This is a genomic window from Methylobacterium sp. WL7, assembly GCF_008040085.1.
Classification (GTDB): Bacteria; Pseudomonadota; Alphaproteobacteria; order Rhizobiales; family Beijerinckiaceae; genus Methylobacterium; species Methylobacterium mesophilicum.
In genome coordinates this window covers 14,870-31,217 of sequence record NZ_VRVG01000062.1, presented here as the reverse complement: position 1 = coordinate 31,217, position 16,348 = coordinate 14,870, and the positions used below count along the sequence as shown (strand labels likewise).

The window sequence follows — 16,348 nt, the reverse complement described above, 5'->3', positions numbered from 1 at the left end:
CTATAATACTGTATTTTATCATAGATGCGCAAAATTAGATTGATGTCTTACTGAGCGCTATTGGGTTGTTGCGCTCATTGATATGCGCGTCTCGAACGCACACACATCAAAATTTGTCACACGAACGACACATCGATCACGGCAGCGCCGACTGGCCATCGAGCACCAGGGTCATATGGCGTGTTGCTGGATAAAGGCGTCTCGCATCGCCGTTTCCGCCGATCAAACCGCTGCGGCGGCGGCCCATGCGGGTGGCCGCCGTCGCTTCGGGTCGTCCCCTCAGAAGCCGGTCACACGTCGAGATTAGCGACGCTCAGGGCGTTCTCCTGGATGAACTCGCGCCGCGGCTCGACCACGTCGCCCATCAGCTTGACGAACAGGTCGTCGGCGTCGGTCGTGTCCTTGACCTTCACCTGCAGCAGGGAGCGCACCTCGCGGTCCAGCGTGGTCTCCCAGAGCTGCTGCGCGGTCATCTCGCCCAGCCCCTTGTAGCGCTGGAGCTGCAGGCCCTTGCGGCCGAAGGCCATCACGGCCTCGAACAGGGCGACGGGCCCGTGCAGCACGGTCTCGTCGGTCTTGCGCATCAGCGTGGCCGGCTCGCCGTAGATCTCCCGGAACGCGTCGGCGCGCTCGGACAGGCGCCGGGCTTCCTGGGACGAGATCAGGCTGGCATCCAGGGTGGCGACCTGCTTGACCCCGCGCAGGGTCCGGGTGAGGCGATAGCCGCCCTCGTGGGCTTCGCCCTGCCAGCCCTGCTCGATCTCGTCGGCGATCAGATCGAGGCGGCGCGCGGTCGTGTCGGCCAGGACCTCGGCCTCGCCCACCCTCGACGCCGCCTCCCCGTCGAACGCCCCGGCCAGAACCGCCTGCTCGACCACCGAGCGGTCGTAGCGGGTGTGGAGTCCCTGGAGCACGTTGCGGAAGCCGCGGGCCTCCTCGACCAGGCTCTTGAGCTGCGGCCCGGTGAACTCCGCCCCCGTCGAGAGCCGCAGGATCGCCCCGTCGGTGCCCTGGTCGATCAGGTAATCCTCGAGGGCGCGCTCGTCCTTGAGGTAGATCGCCCTGCGGCCGCGCTCGGCTTTGTAGAGCGGCGGCTGGGCGATGTAGAGGTGGCCGCGGTCGATCAGCTCCGGCATCTGGCGGAAGAAGAACGTCAGCAGCAGGGTCCGGATGTGCGAGCCGTCGACATCCGCGTCGGTCATGATGATGATGCGGTGATAGCGCAGCTTCTCCGGGTTGAAGCCTTCCCGGTCCGTGGACGAGCGGCCGATCCCGGCGCCCAGCGCCGTGATCAGCGTGCCGATCTCCGCCGAGGACAGCATGCGGTCGGCCCGCACCCGCTCGACGTTGAGGATCTTGCCGCGCAGGGGCAGCACGGCCTGGAACGCCCGGTCGCGACCCTGTTTCGCCGAGCCGCCGGCCGAATCGCCCTCGACCAGCAGGATCTCGCACTTCGACGGGTCGCGCTCTTGGCAGTCGGCGAGCTTGCCGGGAAGCGAGGCGATGTCCAGCGCGCCCTTGCGGGTCACGGTCTCACGGGCCTTCCGGGCCGCCTCGCGGGCGGAGGCCGCCAGCACGACCTTGCCCATCACCGAGCGGGCCTGCTGCGGGTTCTCCTCGAGCCAGGTCGACAGGCCCTCGTTCAGCACGTTCTCGACCGCCGGGCGGACCTCGGAGGAGACCAGCTTGTCCTTGGTCTGCGACGAGAATTTCGGATCCGGCACCTGCACGGAGATGACCGCGGTCAGGCCCTCGCGGCAATCCTCGCCGGTGAGCGAGACCTTCTCGCGCTTCGAGACGCCCGACGAATCGGCGTAACCGGTGATCTGGCGGGTCAGCGCCGCCCGGAAGCCCGCCATGTGCGTGCCGCCATCGCGCTGCGGGATGTTGTTGGTGAACGGCAGCACCGTCTCGTTGAACGAATCGTTCCACCAGAGCGCGACCTCGACCCGGATGCCCTCGCGCTCGGCCCGGACCACCACGGGGCTCGCCATGCCTTCGATCGGCTTGCGGGACCGGTCCAGGTACCGGACGAAGGCCTCGATGCCGCCCTCGTAGTACAGCTCCTCGCGCTTGTGCTCGGCATGGCGCGCGTCGGTCAGGACGATGCGCACGCCGGAATTGAGGAAGGCGAGTTCGCGCAGCCGCTTCTCCAGCGTGCCGTAGTCGAACTCGATCATCGTGAAGGTGTTGGTTGAGGGCAGGAAGGTCACTTCCGTCCCGCGCCGCCCCTCGCCGGGGCCCACGATCTCGAGGGGCGCCACGGCATCGCCGTGACGGAACTCCATCGCGTGCTCCGTCCCGTTGCGCCAGATCCGGAGCTTCAGGAACGACGACAGCGCGTTCACCACCGAGACGCCGACGCCGTGCAGGCCGCCGGAGACCTTGTAGGAATTCTGGTCGAACTTACCGCCGGCGTGCAGCTGGGTCATGATGACCTCGGCCGCCGAGACCCCCTCCTCCTTGTGGATGTCGGTGGGGATGCCGCGGCCGTTGTCGGAGACCGTGACCGAGCCGTCGGCGTTGAGCTGCACGGTGACGAGGTCGGCATGGCCGCCCAAGGCCTCGTCGATGGCGTTGTCCACCACCTCGTAGACCATGTGGTGCAGGCCCGAGCCGTCGTCGGTGTCGCCGATATACATGCCGGGCCGCTTGCGGACGGCGTCGAGGCCCTTCAGCACGCGGATCGATTCCGCGCCGTACTCGGCGGGCTCGTTCGGAGGGGTGTCGGCCATGAAATTCCTCGGGCAGGCGGACCAGTTCGCGACGGAGGGACTCGCGCCGTCGGGCGCCCACGCCTGCGCTCTCGCTTGGTCCACCTGATATAGGGGTTCCGCGTTGAGATTGCACGATTTTACGGGCTCGCGCGCGCCCGTGCACCCGCTTTTCTGAGGCTCCGCGCTTAACGCTCCGTTAGCCCTCGATGCCGCCCGCGCTGGCCGCGTCCAAACGGGCGATCGCCTCGGCCGACAGCCGCAGCTCGGCAGCGCCGAGCAGGTCGTCGAGCTGCGCCACCGACGTCGCGCTGGCGATCGGCGCGGTGATGCCGGGCCGGGCGATGATCCAGGCCAGCGCCACCTGGGCCTGCGTCGCGCCCCGGTCCCGGGCGACCGAATCAAGCACGTCGAGGAGCGCCAGCCCGCGCGGGGTGAGGTACTTCGCGACGCGGTTCTCCCGGGCGCGTCCCGCCGCATCCTGCGCGGACCGGTACTTGCCGGTGAGGAAGCCGGCCGCCAGCGAGAAGTAGCCGATCACGCCGACCTGTTCCGCCCGGCACAGGGGTTCGAGCTCCGCCTCGTAGCCGCGCTCGGCCAGGCTGTAATCCGGCTGCAGGCACTCGTAGCGCGGCAGGCCCGACGAGGCCGACAGCGTCAACGCCTCGGACAGGCGCGCAGCGCCGTAATTCGAAGCCCCGATCATCCGGACCTTGCCCGAAGCGATCAGGCTCTCGTAGGCCCGCAGGGTCTCCTCCAGGGGCACCTCCGCGTCGTCGAGATGCGACTGATAGAGGTCGATCCGGTCGGTCTGGAGCCGCCGCAGGGACGCCTCGCAGGCCTGCTCGATATGGCGGGCCGACAGGCCCTTGCCGGCCTCGCCCATGTCCATGCCGACCTTGGTGGCCAGCACGATCCTGTCCCGGGTGCCTGGGCGCGCCGCGAACCAGCGGCCGATCACGGTCTCGGATTCGCCGCCCCGGTGGCCGGGCGCCCAGCGCGAATAGACGTTCGCCGTATCGATGAAGTCGAAGCCGCGCTCCACGAACCGGTCGAGGATCGCGAACGAGGTCGCCTCGTCGGCGGTCCAGCCGAAGACGTTGCCGCCGAGGCAGAAGGGCGCGACCCGGAGGTCGGAGCGGCCGATGCGACGCTTGTCCATGGTGTCAGCCCTGCAGGAACGGATTCGAGACGCGCTCCTCGCCGAGCGTGCCGGTCGGGCCATGGCCGGGGATGAAGGAGATGTCGTCGCCGAGCGGCAGCACCTTCTCCTTGATCGCCCGGATCAGCTGCTCGTGGTTGCCGCCGGGCAGGTCGGTGCGGCCGACCGAGCCCTTGAACACCACGTCGCCGACCAGCGCGAAGCGCGCGTCCCGGCTCACGAACACGACGCTGCCGGGCGAATGGCCCGGGCAGTGGAGGATGTCGAAGCCGAGTTCGCCGACCGTCACGGCGTCGCCGTCGTCGAGCCAGCGATCGGGGGTCACGGCCCTGCCCTCGCCGATCCCGTAATTGGCCGCCGTCTCGGGCAGGGAATCGAGCAGGAACTTGTCGGCGCGGTGCGGGCCCTCGATCGGCACGCCGAGGCGCTCGCGGAGCTCGTCGGCGCCGGCGGCGTGGTCGACATGGCCGTGGGTCAGCAGGATCTTTTCGACCCGCACGCCCTGCTCCCGGATGGCGGCCTCGATCCGGTCGAGGTCGCCGCCCGGATCGACGACGGCGCCGACCTTGGTGGCGTCGTCCCAGATCAGCGTGCAGTTCTGCTGGAAGGGCGTGACCGGGATGATCCCGGCGCGGGGCGTTCCTGGCATGGGGTTCCGCGGGTTGGCTGCGCCGCCGTCGGCGCTCTGGAGCGGGTTCTAGCGCAGAACCGGCCGTGCGGCACCCCGCGTCCGGTCAGGCCGACCCGTCCTTCGGCCGGCGCAGGCTGTCGTGGAGCGCGAGCATCTCGGCCATGCCCATCGACCGGCTGCTCCACCGGGTCTCGGCGGTGTTGACCTTCGTGAAGCGGTCGTGGGACCGGCCGCCGTAGGCGCCGAAGATCGCCGTGCCCGGCTCCGTGGTTCCGGCTTCGGCCGGGGCGGAGGACGCGTCCGGCCGGTCGACCCGGTACGACGGCGCCGTCGCCTTGCCGGTGACCCCGATCCGGACCCAGGCGTCGCCGTAATGCTTCTGGCACATCCGCATCGTGACCAGCACCTGGCGCAGGTAGCCCTCGGCATCCTCGAGGCCGGGCAGCACGTCCGCGATCGTCGCGTCCGAGGGGTAATGTTTGGTCCGAACCATGTGCATCCTCGCTCCGGCACATCCCTAGCGCGCCGGGCGGGCGGGGGCGAGGCGCCGCTCAGCCCGGCGTCCGCTTCAGCAATGCGTCGAGGCCGCCGACCCGGAACCAGTGGTAGCCGTAGCCCTCCAGGAACAGGCAGTGGCTGCCCTCGGGGCCGGCGTCGCTGCGCGAGCCGGTGAGCACGTCGACCAGGATGTCGGGCTCCGGCTCGGGCACGCCGGAGCGGAGGGCGATCTCGATCGGCTCTGGCGCGAGGTTGTGCACGCACAGGATGGCGTTGCCGCGCCATTCGTAGCGCAGGGCGAGGACCGAGGCCTTACCCGTGGGCACCGCCGTCACGTCGCCCCAGCCGATCTCGGGCGCCTCCTTGCGGTGGCGGATGATGCTCTGCATCCAGTTGAGCAGCGAGCCCCGGTCGTGCCGCTGGTCGGCGACGTTCACGTGCGCGAAGCCGTAGGGGCCGTGATCGATCGGCGGCAGCACCGTCCGCTCGGCCCGGGAGAAGCCGCCCTTGTGCTCGGCGGTCCACTGCATCGGCGTGCGGGCGCAGTCCCGCTCCTTCAGGCCCAGGTCGTCGCCCATGCCGATCTCGTCGCCGTAGCGGATCACCGGCGTCCCCGGCAGGGTGAACATCAGCGAGTAGGCCAGCCGGATCCGGCGGGGGTCGCCCGCCAGCATGGGGGCAAAGCGGCGCCGGATGCCGCGGTCGTAGAGCTGCATCCCCTTCTCGGGGCCGAATTCGGCGAACACCGCCTGCCGCTGCGTCTCGGTGAGCCGGCCGAGGTCCAGCTCGTCGTGGTTGCGCAGGAAGATGCCCCACTGGCACGAGAGCGGGCGGGGCTTGGTCCGCTCGATCGCCTTCACCAGGGGGCGGGCATCGTGCGCGGCCAGGGCGTAGAAGGTCGATTGGTTGACCTGGAAGTTGAACATAATGTGCATGCGGTCGGCGTCGTCGCCGAAATAGTCGAGGTCCTGCTTCGGCAGGATGTTGGCCTCGGCCAGGATGATCGCGTCGCCCTTGCGCCATTGCAGGAACTCGCGGAAGTCGCGCAGCATGTCGAACTGCTCGCGCGGCTTGCCGCCGACGTCGGCGCCCTTCTCGGCGATGACGAACGGCACCGCGTCCATCCGGAAGCCGGACACGCCGAGTTCGATCCAGAAGCCCATGATCTTCAGGATCTCGGCCAGCACCTCGGGGTTGGCGGTGTTGAGATCGGGCTGGAAGTCGAAGAACCGGTGGAAGTACCAGGCGCCGGCCTTCTCGTCGTAGGTCCAGGTGGTCTCCTGGACGCCGGGGAAGACCATGCCCTCGTCGGTGCCGGCCGGGCGCTCCTTCGACCAGACGTACCAGTCGCGGTAGGGCGAGTTCGGGTCGGAACGGGCCGACTGGAACCAGCGGTGCTTGTCCGAGGTGTGGTTGACCACGAGGTCGATCAGCACCCGCAGGCCCCGCTGCTTGGCCGCGTGCGCGAAGGCGACGAAATCGCCGAGCGAGCCGTAATCGGGATCGACCCCGTAATAATCCGCGATGTCGTAGCCGCCGTCGCGCTTGGGCGAGGGCTGGAACGGCATCAGCCAGATCGCGGTGGCGCCCAGGCCCTGGATGTAGTCCAGCCGCCGCTCGAGCCCGGCGAAGTCTCCGATGCCGTCGCCGTTGGCGTCCATGAAGGTGCCGACCGACAGGCAGTAGATGACCGCGTTCTTGTACCAGAGGTCGTTGATCATGCCGGTCCTCGCGAGGCGCCTTCAGAAGCGCCGTTCGGCCATGAGGACCGGCCGCGCCGGCGACCCTACGACGACCGGCGGGAATTGGTTCCGCCTGATCGAAGGGGTCGATCCGGCTCCTCGCGCGCATGATCCATGTAGGCGCGCAGCACGCTGTTGATCTTGGTCTGGTAGCCGCGCCCCTGTTCCCTGAAGAACGCCAGGACATCGGCATCGACCCGCATGGTCACGATCTTCTTCCGGGACTCCGGATGGATGACCGCTTGGCTCCAGTCGATCTCCAGATCGGCCTCGTCGGGATCGGTCGCGACGGCCGCGTCGACGTCGGCATCGGTCAGCGCCTTCACGGCGTCCCAGTCGCTCTCGCTGTCGCCGTGCTCAAACATCGCTGTCAGGTCCGCCGACGAATGCCTGACTGCATGCTTGTCGTTCTTCACGCCGCGCCCTCCTGAACGAGATCAACCGCCGCCGATCCAGGTGCCAGGTCCAGACAAGGGTGACGTGCACCTCACCCAGGACCCCGACCGTGACGTGGCGCGCCTCGTCCCGGAAGGCTGCCGGACCTTCGAGCCGGGGGCGTCCGTCGAACAGGGCGACCGCGTCCCGGAAATCGAGGCGGTGCTTGGCGAGGTTCGCCCGGCGCTTCGCCTCGTCCCACTCGAACATGGCCGGCCGCCCCTTGATGTCAATACGTTCTGTCAATACGTGCTGTGGCGAAGCTTGCGGGTGGGGGCACCCCGGCAGGCTTTTCCTTAAAACAGCCGCGTTGTGCTCGCCCAGTTCGGCGGCGCACCCGGGAGGTTCGCACCCGCTCCGCCGCCCCCTCGAATCCGGACCGCATGAACGCCATCCTGATCAAGCTGTTCGCGACGGCCCTGACGCTGAGCCAGGTCACGACGCGGCCGGACGCGGTGCGGACCCAGTTCGATCCGTTCACCGATCAGGCCGAGGTCGTGCGCCTGCTGCGCGACGGCTGCGCCCACATGCGCAAGGCGTTCGACATCGAGGACATCAATCTCGATGAATTGATCACCACCGCCATGGAGGATCCGACGAGCGTCGCCGGGCCGGGGGCGCCGAAGATCCTGCACGGGCTCAACCTCGACGAGCTGAACACCAGCTACAAGCAGTTCTGCAAGGGTGAGAACCCGGCGATCTCGCCGTTCAATGCCCGCGAGGTCATCGAGTTCTACGACAACGCCACCAAGGACCTGCCCACCGCCGAGGCGCTCCGGGACAAGGTCCTGCCCGGCATGACCCGCATCCTCGACGGGTCGGGCAAGCCCTTCGCCGAGACCTTCGAGGCGAACGGCCGCCGGCTCGTGGTGCCGATCACCGCGGTGCCGAACCTCGTGCAGAAGGCGTTCATCGCGGCGGAAGACAAGCGCTTCGAGAGCCACCACGGCATCGACGAGCGCGGCGTGATCCGCGCCTTCATCGGCAACCTCGCCTCGCCCGGGCGGCCGGCCGGCGGCTCCACCATCACCCAGCAGGTGGTGAAGAACCTCTCGGTCGGCGACGACGTCACCTACGAGCGCAAGATCCGCGAGATGATCGTGGCGGCCCGCCTGGAGCGGATCCTCACGAAGCCGCAGATCCTCGGGCTCTACCTCAACGGCATCTATCTCGGCCGCGGCGCCTACGGCATCGAGATGGCGGCGCAGAGCTATTTCGGGAAGTCGGTCGGGCAGCTGACCCTGCCGGAGGCCGCCCTGCTGGCCGGCATGCCGAAGGGACCCAACTTCTACAGTCCGGACAAGTACCCGGAGCGGGCGCGCGAACGGCGCGCCTACGTGCTCGCCCGCCTCAAGGAGGAAGGCACGATCACCGATGCCGAGATGGCCGGCGCGGTCAACGCCGATCTCGGGCTGAAGCCGGTGGACGCGACGCGGCGGGATTCGGGCTTCTACGTGGTCGATTACCTGAACCGCGAGGCCCGCACCTTCGCGGGGGTGGATTCGCTGACCGCCGGCTCGTTCACGGTCCGCTCGACGATCAATGCCGGGCTCCAGCGCGCCGTCGAGGGGGCGCTGCAGGACGGGCTCGCCAACTACGAGCGCGCGACCGGACGCCAGACCTACACGGGTCCCGAACTCAACCTCGCCGACAGCATCCGCCGGATCCAGGCGGCGACGCCCGCGCCGGAAGGATCGGTACAGAGCGCGCCCGGCGTGACGGGGGCCCGGGCCGAGGCCGCGAAGGATCCGGTGAAGCCCGATGCGAAACCGGGCGCCAAGGCGCCCAAGCCGAAGGTCGCGGCGGCGCCGCAGGTGAAGCCCGTCTGGCTGCGTGCCCTGGAGAGCGCGCGGCCGACCCTGTACGACGTGCACTGGCCCGTCGCCGTCGTGCTCGAGCCCGGGCGCGGACCCGTGAAGGTCGGCCTTGCCGACGGCCGCACCGCCACCCTCGATCCGGGCGTCGCCCGGGGCAAGCTGCAGCTCTACGACGTGGTCCGGGTCAAGCTCACGGAGGGGCGCGGCGCGCCCCGGGCCCAGCTTCGGGTCCGGCCCAACGTGCAGGGTGCCGCCCTGGTCATGGAGAACCAGACCGGCCGCATCCTGGCCATGGCGGGTGGGTTCTCCTATCCGCTGAGCCAGCTCAACCGGGTCACCCAGGCGGTGCGCCAGCCCGGCTCGACCCTCAAGCCGCTGACCTACCTGGCCGCGCTGAATGCCGGGCTCCAGCCCAACACCCTGGTGATGGATTCCGCCGTGACCCTGCCGCCGATCGGCGGATCCGGGGATTCCTGGTCGCCGAAGAACTACGAGGGCGGCGGCTCCGGACCCACGACCCTGCGCAGGGGCCTGGAATTCTCCAAGAACCTCGTCACCGCCCGGCTATTGCAGGGGGGCATCGCCCCGAAGGCGCCGGCCAGCCTGAAGCGGGTCTGCGACATCGCCTTGGAGGCGCAGATCTACGCCGAGTGCGAGCCCTACTATCCGTTCGTTCTCGGCGCCCAGCCGGTCCGGATGCTCGACCTTGCCGGGTTCTACGCGGCGGTGGCCAACGAGGGCGCCCGACCGGCGCCGTTCGCGCTCGAATCGGTCGAGCGGGACGGCAAGGCGCTCTACACCCACGCCGCCCGCGAGCCCACGCGGATCGGCTCGGCCGACCGGATCGCGTTCTACCAGCTCAAGACCATGCTGCAGGGCGTCACCCAGCACGGCACCGCGGCGGCCCTGTCCAAGGTGTCGGCCTACGTCGCCGGCAAGACCGGCACCTCCGAGAACGAGAACGACGCCTGGTTCGCGGGCTTCACCAACGAGATCACCGTGGTGGTCTGGGTCGGCTACGACAACGCCGACGGCAGCCGCAAGACGCTCGGCCGCGGTCAGACCGGCGGGCATCTCTCGGTCCCGATCGCCTCCACCATCCTGCAGGCGGCCTGGGCCAACGGCATCCCGAAGACGCCCCTGCGCGGCCCCTCCCCCGAGGCGCGGCCGTTCATCGCCGACCTGGCGATCGACCCGCATAACGGCCAGCGGGTCGCGGGCGGCGGCTTCATCGAGCATTTCCGCACCAGCGGCGACGGCCAGATGGCCGACACCCAGTTCCGCCTGGTGCCGCGCGAGACCCTCTACGCCATGCGGCCGGACGCGCAGGACGGCGACCTCTCCGGCAGTGAGGACGGCGCGAGCGTGGCCGGCGACTATTACGGCAACATGACCGGCGAACGCGCCGCCCCCGATCCCCTCGATCCCTTCGGCGAACGCCCCGCTGCGCGCAGCCGCCGTGCGCAGGGCGATCTGGATTCCTACGGCCAGGACGCCTACAGGCCCTGGCCCGGCCAGACGGCGCGCTCGCCTTTCGGAGACGAAGGCGTGCGCCGGCCGCGCCGCCGCGACCCGGACTACCTGTTCGGCGAAGACCCGGGCTACTGACCCACCCGCTCCGACCGATGAGACGCCCGTTGCGAACGCAGTTTCCTGCCGCCCTCGCCCTCGTCCTGACGACCGCTGCCCCGGTCTGCGCGCAGACTCCCGCGGCCAACACCGTGCCGGGGCTGGAACGGATCAAGGAGGTGCCCTCGGTCACCGCCCTCGATCCGGCCGCGCTCAAGCCGGGGCAGATCCTGTTCACGGATCACCGCGACAACCCCACGGCGCCCGAGAACGGGCTGATCCCGTACCTGGACTGGCTCAAGGTCCGCCCGGCGGAGGCCGCGGTGCTGGCGCCCTTCCCCGGCTACAAGGAGCCGGACTACACCGTGACGGTGAACGGCGTGACCAAGCCGCGGCACGAGACGCTGAAGGTCTACGTGGCGGAAGGGCGATTCGTGGTCGCCCGGCCGCCCGAGGCGATCGACCTCCAGGCCTTCGCCAACCTCGGCTTCGTCCAGAAGATGGACCCGGCGATCAAGCACAAGGCGATCACCACCGGCGAGGTGGCGCCGAACAAGGACCCGGCCGCCGCCTTCGCCAAGCGCCCGGACCGGCCCTGGTGCGAGGGTGCCGGCGCCTGCATCGAGTCCCGCTACGACCTCGAAGGCAAGCTGCCGCTGGGCGTGAAGCTCGCCAACAAGCTCGAAGAGGGCTCGGCCAAGAAGATCGCCGAGTACGTCTCGTTCCAGAGCGAGCTGCGGGTGCTCGGCGCCGACCAGGGGGCGGCCCTGAAGGCGCTGACCAGGATCGACACGCCGGTGACGGGTGGGCTGGAGCAGACGATCTTCTGGGTCAACCAGATCCTGCGCTTCGGCAAGTTCCTGGCGGTGTTCCAGCCGTTGCCGAACGATCCCACCAAGACGGTGGTGACCACATACATGGCGCTGGCCATCAAGGCCGATGTCCTCGACCGCAAGGCCGAATATGCCCGGGTGCCGGTGCTCAAGAACCTGCTGCCGGCCCAGGTGCTGATGGGCAATTCGAGCTTCAACACGGGCAGCTCGATCAGCGCCGGCCTGCCGGTCTACGCCCGCAACCGCATCACGACCTTCGCGGACGCGATCGCGAAGCGGTGACCGGTCGACACCTCGATCCCGGATCGACGTTCCGGGATCGAGGCGGCTCGGGGGCTCAGAACCCGCGGTTGCCGATCGAAGGCAGGGTCGGCTGCGTGTAGGCGCGGTTCACGTCGCGCCGGGTCTGGGTGCCGTTGGTGTCGTTCGAGGCGCGATAGTTGTCGAGCCGGAAGCTGTCGGCGAGGCCGCTGCGCCCGTCGGGGCTGTCGGTGTTGCAGGCGCCGAGGCCGCCGACCGCCAGGAACGCGACGGCAAGAAGGGTAAAGCGCATGATTGGTCCTGAGCGATGCCGAACCGCACGAGGGATCACTATCCGCCGCCGAATCGCAGGGTGAAAAGTCGGTGTCGGCATGGTCAGCGCGCTGGCAAGTCCGTCAAGACCGGCGGCGAGGTGTAAACCGATTCTGCCGCCTCCGATGCGCGGCGGCCACGGAAAATCCACCTTTCCAGCCGTTAGCGGCGGATAGAGGCCGCCATTTGCCGGAAGTCGGGTCCCTCCCCCTGGCGAATCCGGGGCCTTTCGGGCCAGAACCGTCGGCGATGAGCAACGTCCTGCCCTTCCGGCCGCGCCCGACCGTCACCCGCCTCGCCCGCTGCGAGGTCGTGACCGTGGCCGGCGATCTCCTCGCCCTGCTCGAGCAGCTCGAGGATGTGAGTGCCCGCGCCGCCGCGATGGGCCGTCCGACGCTCGAGGTCGAGCGCACGGTTCAGAACCTCCTCGACGCCGTCAGCGCCGTGGAGCGAGCCCTCGACTGCATCGGCGAGGGCGAGCAGGTCGCCCCGGCCTGACCCGCGCCGACCGGCGGACCGAACCGGTTTTGCACAATAGATCCTGATCCGATTCGGTAGAATACCGCCTCGGTAGCAACGTTCGTCGAACTTCGCTTCAAGACGTCTAATATTCCGGAACTCTCCCGCGCACCTTGCGGTTGAACGTCCGGCGATCGATACCGACGCCGGTTCCGGAGGACGTTATGAGGTTTCGTACGGGCAGCACGTTGGCCGTCATCGCCGCCGCCGGGCTCCTCGCAGGAACGATCGTCCAGGCTCCGGCGGCCGAAATCGGCTTCCTCGAAATGCTGTTCGGTGCCCGGCCGGCGCCTCAGGCGGTCCAGCAGGCCCCCGCGCCGCTCGAAGATCGCGCCGTCTACCGGCGCTCGACCCCGCGGCTCGGCAACGCCCGGCACCGTCTCCAGACCCGGTACGCCGCGCTCCCGGTGCGGATCCGCGCCAAGGAGAGCGAACTTAGCGAACGGCAGACGCCCATCGACATGAAGGCCGGCGCGGCCGCCGCGCTGATGAAGGACGAGACCCTGATGCCGGGTGACATCGTCGTCCTGAACACCGGCGCCAAGGTGTTCACCGGCAATCCCGACAAGCGCCACGCCCTGCGGGATTTTGAGCCGGTCCATACCTCCCGCTTCGTCAGCAAGGGCACCCGCAAGCAGCTCGCCGGATTGTTCACGCCGGTGGGCGCGTCGCCCGCCAGCGAGGCGCGCCGCGTCATGGCGCGTGGCACGTCGGTTCCGTCGTCGCCGGTGGCGACACCGATCCCGCCGCAGCAGACCGCGATGCGGGTCATCAACGTGTGGCAGCCTGCCCGCTGAGCGGGACGGCGGTGTTCCGGGCTAGAAAAATCGCTCCTTGACCACGATCGTGTCGCCCGGCCGGACCGAGTAGGTCATCGGCACGATGCCCGACACGAGTCCGCCCCCGGTGTCGCGGGTCAGCACCGCGTAGTCGCGGGCCGCCCGCGGGCCGAAGCCGGCGGCGATCGCCACGGCCGTCTCGACGGTCATGCCGTTGACGAACGGGTATTGGCCGGAGGTCGTGACCTCGCCCAGGATGTAGAACGGGCGGTAGGTATCCACCTCCACGGTCACGTGCGGCTCGCGCACGAAGCCGGAGGACAGCTTGGCCTCGATCGCCTTCGCCGCCTGGCCGGTGGTCTGGCCGCCGACCTGCACGGTGCCGATCAGCGGCATGGCGATCTTGCCCGCCCCGTCGACGGCGTAGATGTTCGACAGGTTGTCCTGGCCGAACACGATCACCCGCAATTTGTCGCCCGCCGAGAGCGGGTAGCGGGCGCCGATCGAGCCGGTGCCGGTGGCATCGAGCTGGTCGGTCCGGAAGGTCGGACGCAGGCAGCCGCCGAGCGCCAACGTCGAGCCAAGTGCGAGGAAAAGAGCGCGCCGGTTCATCACCATCGCCGTCATGGGTGCCAATTCAGTTCGGTCTAGGCCGTTAAGGTTAATGAACCTTGATCAGCGAGGTGGCCTGTTCCGAACAGGGCGACACGCGGCCGGCCTTAACTCTCAAGCAACCTTAACATCCTCTAATAGCGCCCGGGCGGCACTGATCGCCGCCCCGTCGGCCGTCGTGCTCAGAGCGTATTCATGTCTCGTATCAGCCTGCGCTCGCCCATCGCCGCACCCGCGCAGCGGACCCCTCCGCGGGACGGCGTCGGCCTCGCGCAGGTGCCGCAGATCCTGCGCCGGTCGATCGGCTGGATCGTCGGGCCGACCCTGGTGGTCGCGCTGGGCGCTGGCATCTTCGTCAACGTCGTGAGCCCGCGCTACACCGGCGAGGCGAAGCTGATCCTCGAGAGCCGCGACCCGGCCTTCGCGCGCACCGCCCAGGAGCGCGCCGACCAGCTGGCGCCGATCGACGAGCAGGCGGTGGCGAGCCAGGTCCAGGTGGTCATGTCCCGCGACCTCGCCCGGGAGGCGATCCGCCGGCTGAAGCTGGTGGGCAACCCCGAGTTCGATCCGGGTTCGAGCGCCATCGGCCCCGTCCAGCGCGTGCTGATGATGCTGGGCATCGGCGCCAACCCCCTCGACCGCCCGGCCGAGGACCGCGTGCTCGATGCCTATTTCGAGCACCTGCTGGTCTTCCCGGCGGGCAAGTCCCGCATCCTGACGATCGAGTTCCGCGCCAAGGACGCCAAGCTGGCCGCCGAGGGCGCCAACACCATCGCGCACCTCTACATCGCCTCGCTCGAGGCCGACAAGGTCGACACCGCGCGCTACGCCTCCTCCTGGCTCGGCGGCAACATCGACGGCCTGCGCAAGCGCGTCGCGGAGGCCGAGGCGAAGGTCGAGGCGTTCCGCGCCAAGAACGGCCTGGTCGGCAGCGGCGGCGCGACCGGTCAGCCGCTGACCACCCAGCAGCTCGGCGAGCTGTCGAGCCAGCTGTCCCAGGCCCGGATCCTGAAGGCCGACCTCGCCGGCCGGGTGAAGGCGATCAAGGACCTGATCAAGGATGGCCGCGCCTTCGAGATCACCGAGGTCGCCAACAACGAGGTCGTCCGGCGCATCGTGGACAACCGGATCGCCGTCCGGACGCAGCTGGCGCTGGAGTCCCGCACGCTGCTGCCCGCCCATCCGCGGATCAAGGAGCTGCACGCCCAGCTCGAGGATCTCGACGCCCAGATCAAGACGTCGGCCGAGCGCATCGCGCGCACGCTGGAGAACGACGCCAAGATCGCCGGCTCCCGGGTCGAGAGCCTGCAGGCCGCGGTGGACGGCCAGCAGGATGTGGTCGTCAAGGGCAACACCAGCGAGATCCAGCTCCGGGCCCTGGAGCGCGAGGCCAAGGCGCAGCGCGAGCAGCTCGAATCCTACCTGTCGCGCTACCGCGAGGCGGCCGCCCGCGACGGCGAGAGCGCCACGCCCGCGGATGCCCGCATCGTCTCGCGCGCCGTGACCCCGGAAGTCCCCTCGTTCCCCAAGAAGCTGCCGATCGTCAGCTTCGCGACGCTGGTGACGCTGATGCTGGCGGTGGGCGGCGTGCTCGCGAGCGCGCTCCTGGCCGAGGGAAGCCGGAACGCCAAGGAATCGGACGCGGCGTTCGACACCTCGGACCGGCGCCCCCGCCGCGAGCCCGAGCTCGAGCGCCCGACCTTCGCCTTCCCGGAGGCGATGCCCCCGGCCCACTGGTCCGAGGACGCGGACGCGGCCGCCCCGGCGCCCGTCGCCCGGATGCCGGCCGAGGCCTACGACCTCGCCCCCCTCATCGCCCGGATCGGGGCCGCTTCCCGCCTGCCCGGCGACCGTTCCGGGCACCGGATCCTCGTCATGGAGACGGAGGCGTCCCCGGGCGAGAACGCGCTGCACGACGCCCTGGTGCGGGCGCTGGGCCGCAAGGCCAGCCTCGTCACCATCGACCTGAACAATCCGCATGCCGCCACGGCCGAGCGCGGGTTCAGCGATCTCATCGCGGGCGACGCGGCCTTCCTCGACGTGATCCAGCCCGCAGGCGACAGCGGCCTGCACCGGATCGCCGCCGGGCGCATCGAGGCCGACGTGCTGTTCGACGAGCCGGACACCCTCAGCCTGACCTTCGAGGCCATGGCGGAGGCCTACGGATGGGTCGTCTGCCGCCTTCATGCGGCGCCGGGCGCCGTGGACCTGCTCGAATTGACGGCGGGCTACATGGACACCGTGATCATCGCGTCGAACGCCGCCGCCGAGGATCCGGCGCTCGCCGACCTCTACGCCATCGCGGAGGATGCGGGCGCCGGCCAGATCCTGGTGGCGCAGGACCGCGCGGCCGAGCACGTTGCGCAGTCAGGCTCGACGGATCCCGAGCTCCGCCTCCGCGCCGCGTGAGCGCACGCCAGGATGCGTCCGTCATCGCTGCCAGCTCACCCGAACGGCAATGACA

The 16,348-nt window shown here is 69.5% G+C and carries 14 protein-coding genes; 5 read left to right on the top strand and 9 right to left on the bottom strand.

Annotation, left to right across the window (positions count from 1 at the left end):
• Positions 1-290 precede the first annotated feature (290 nt).
• The 7 genes from gyrB to FV233_RS16580 form a co-directional block, all read right to left on the bottom strand.
• Entirely contained in the window at positions 291-2,735 is a 2,445-nt protein-coding gene (gene gyrB, locus FV233_RS16610) for a DNA topoisomerase (ATP-hydrolyzing) subunit B (RefSeq protein WP_147898093.1), read from the bottom strand.
• A 178-nt stretch (positions 2,736-2,913) separates the two neighbouring features.
• The gene (locus FV233_RS16605; RefSeq protein ID WP_147898092.1) at positions 2,914-3,876 is read right to left on the bottom strand and encodes an aldo/keto reductase; all 963 of its coding nucleotides are present in this window, start codon (positions 3,874-3,876) and stop codon (positions 2,914-2,916) included.
• Between the two features lie 4 nt (positions 3,877-3,880).
• Positions 3,881-4,525: an MBL fold metallo-hydrolase gene (locus FV233_RS16600; RefSeq protein ID WP_147853884.1), complete on the bottom strand. Its 645-nt coding sequence runs from the start codon at positions 4,523-4,525 to the stop codon at positions 3,881-3,883.
• A gap of 85 nt (positions 4,526-4,610) precedes the next feature.
• Positions 4,611-5,000 carry a hypothetical protein gene (locus FV233_RS16595; RefSeq protein WP_147853885.1) on the bottom strand — a complete coding sequence of 130 codons (390 nt, stop codon included), beginning with the start codon at positions 4,998-5,000 and terminating at the stop codon, positions 4,611-4,613.
• A 58-nt stretch (positions 5,001-5,058) separates the two neighbouring features.
• A complete protein-coding gene (locus tag FV233_RS16590) occupies positions 5,059-6,726 on the bottom strand; it encodes an alpha-amylase family protein (RefSeq protein ID WP_147898091.1) in 1,668 nt (555 codons plus the stop codon).
• Between the two features lie 65 nt (positions 6,727-6,791).
• Complete coding sequence (locus FV233_RS16585) at positions 6,792-7,163, bottom strand: BrnA antitoxin family protein (protein WP_147853887.1); 372 nt, start codon at positions 7,161-7,163, stop codon at positions 6,792-6,794.
• The gene (locus FV233_RS16580; protein WP_147853888.1) at positions 7,105-7,392 is read right to left on the bottom strand and encodes a BrnT family toxin; all 288 of its coding nucleotides are present in this window, start codon (positions 7,390-7,392) and stop codon (positions 7,105-7,107) included. Before FV233_RS16580 ends, FV233_RS16585 begins: the two co-directional genes overlap by 59 nt.
• A 173-nt stretch (positions 7,393-7,565) precedes the next feature.
• On the opposite strand from FV233_RS16580, the gene FV233_RS16575 reads away from it, so the two are divergent.
• Positions 7,566-10,607 carry a transglycosylase domain-containing protein gene (locus tag FV233_RS16575; RefSeq protein WP_147898090.1) on the top strand — a complete coding sequence of 1,014 codons (3,042 nt, stop codon included), beginning with the start codon at positions 7,566-7,568 and terminating at the stop codon, positions 10,605-10,607.
• Between the two features lie 17 nt (positions 10,608-10,624).
• Entirely contained in the window at positions 10,625-11,683 is a 1,059-nt protein-coding gene (locus FV233_RS16570; protein ID WP_187277656.1) for a hypothetical protein, read from the top strand.
• Between the two features lie 55 nt (positions 11,684-11,738).
• Here the strand turns inward: FV233_RS16570 and FV233_RS16565 are convergent, their stop codons facing one another.
• A complete protein-coding gene (locus FV233_RS16565) occupies positions 11,739-11,954 on the bottom strand; it encodes a hypothetical protein (protein ID WP_147853891.1) in 216 nt (71 codons plus the stop codon).
• A 269-nt stretch (positions 11,955-12,223) separates the two neighbouring features.
• On the opposite strand from FV233_RS16565, the gene FV233_RS16560 reads away from it, so the two are divergent.
• Together FV233_RS16560 and FV233_RS16555 are read left to right on the top strand one after the other, a co-directional pair.
• Positions 12,224-12,472 (top strand): hypothetical protein, encoded by a 249-nt coding sequence (locus FV233_RS16560; RefSeq protein WP_058194484.1) that lies wholly within the window; start codon positions 12,224-12,226, stop codon positions 12,470-12,472.
• A 185-nt stretch (positions 12,473-12,657) separates the two neighbouring features.
• On the top strand, positions 12,658-13,290 hold the full coding sequence (locus tag FV233_RS16555) for a hypothetical protein (RefSeq protein ID WP_147853892.1): 633 nt from the start codon (positions 12,658-12,660) through the stop codon (positions 13,288-13,290).
• Between the two features lie 21 nt (positions 13,291-13,311).
• On the opposite strand, the gene FV233_RS16550 is transcribed toward FV233_RS16555, so the two are convergent.
• Positions 13,312-13,890 carry a polysaccharide biosynthesis/export family protein gene (locus FV233_RS16550; RefSeq protein WP_187193723.1) on the bottom strand — a complete coding sequence of 193 codons (579 nt, stop codon included), beginning with the start codon at positions 13,888-13,890 and terminating at the stop codon, positions 13,312-13,314.
• A gap of 189 nt (positions 13,891-14,079) precedes the next feature.
• On the opposite strand from FV233_RS16550, the gene FV233_RS16545 reads away from it, so the two are divergent.
• Entirely contained in the window at positions 14,080-16,293 is a 2,214-nt protein-coding gene (locus FV233_RS16545; protein ID WP_147898089.1) for a GumC family protein, read from the top strand.
• The last annotated feature ends 55 nt before the right edge of the window (positions 16,294-16,348 follow it).

Excerpts from the sequence above, each read along its gene's own strand:
- FV233_RS16550 (WP_187193723.1), bottom strand. The coding sequence starts at position 13,890 with ATGGTGATGAACCGGCGCGCTCTTTTCCTCGCACTTGGCTCGACGTTG.
- FV233_RS16605 (WP_147898092.1), bottom strand. The coding sequence starts at position 3,876 with ATGGACAAGCGTCGCATCGGCCGCTCCGACCTCCGGGTCGCGCCCTTC.
- gyrB (WP_147898093.1), bottom strand. The coding sequence starts at position 2,735 with ATGGCCGACACCCCTCCGAACGAGCCCGCCGAGTACGGCGCGGAATCG.
- FV233_RS16600 (WP_147853884.1), bottom strand. The coding sequence starts at position 4,525 with ATGCCAGGAACGCCCCGCGCCGGGATCATCCCGGTCACGCCCTTCCAG.
- FV233_RS16575 (WP_147898090.1), top strand. The coding sequence starts at position 7,566 with ATGAACGCCATCCTGATCAAGCTGTTCGCGACGGCCCTGACGCTGAGC.
- FV233_RS16555 (WP_147853892.1), top strand. The coding sequence starts at position 12,658 with ATGAGGTTTCGTACGGGCAGCACGTTGGCCGTCATCGCCGCCGCCGGG.
- FV233_RS16595 (WP_147853885.1), bottom strand. The coding sequence starts at position 5,000 with ATGGTTCGGACCAAACATTACCCCTCGGACGCGACGATCGCGGACGTG.
- FV233_RS16560 (WP_058194484.1), top strand. The coding sequence starts at position 12,224 with ATGAGCAACGTCCTGCCCTTCCGGCCGCGCCCGACCGTCACCCGCCTC.
- FV233_RS16570 (WP_187277656.1), top strand. The coding sequence starts at position 10,625 with ATGAGACGCCCGTTGCGAACGCAGTTTCCTGCCGCCCTCGCCCTCGTC.
- FV233_RS16580 (WP_147853888.1), bottom strand. The coding sequence starts at position 7,392 with ATGTTCGAGTGGGACGAGGCGAAGCGCCGGGCGAACCTCGCCAAGCAC.
- FV233_RS16565 (WP_147853891.1), bottom strand. The coding sequence starts at position 11,954 with ATGCGCTTTACCCTTCTTGCCGTCGCGTTCCTGGCGGTCGGCGGCCTC.
- FV233_RS16545 (WP_147898089.1), top strand. The coding sequence starts at position 14,080 with ATGTCTCGTATCAGCCTGCGCTCGCCCATCGCCGCACCCGCGCAGCGG.
- FV233_RS16590 (WP_147898091.1), bottom strand. The coding sequence starts at position 6,726 with ATGATCAACGACCTCTGGTACAAGAACGCGGTCATCTACTGCCTGTCG.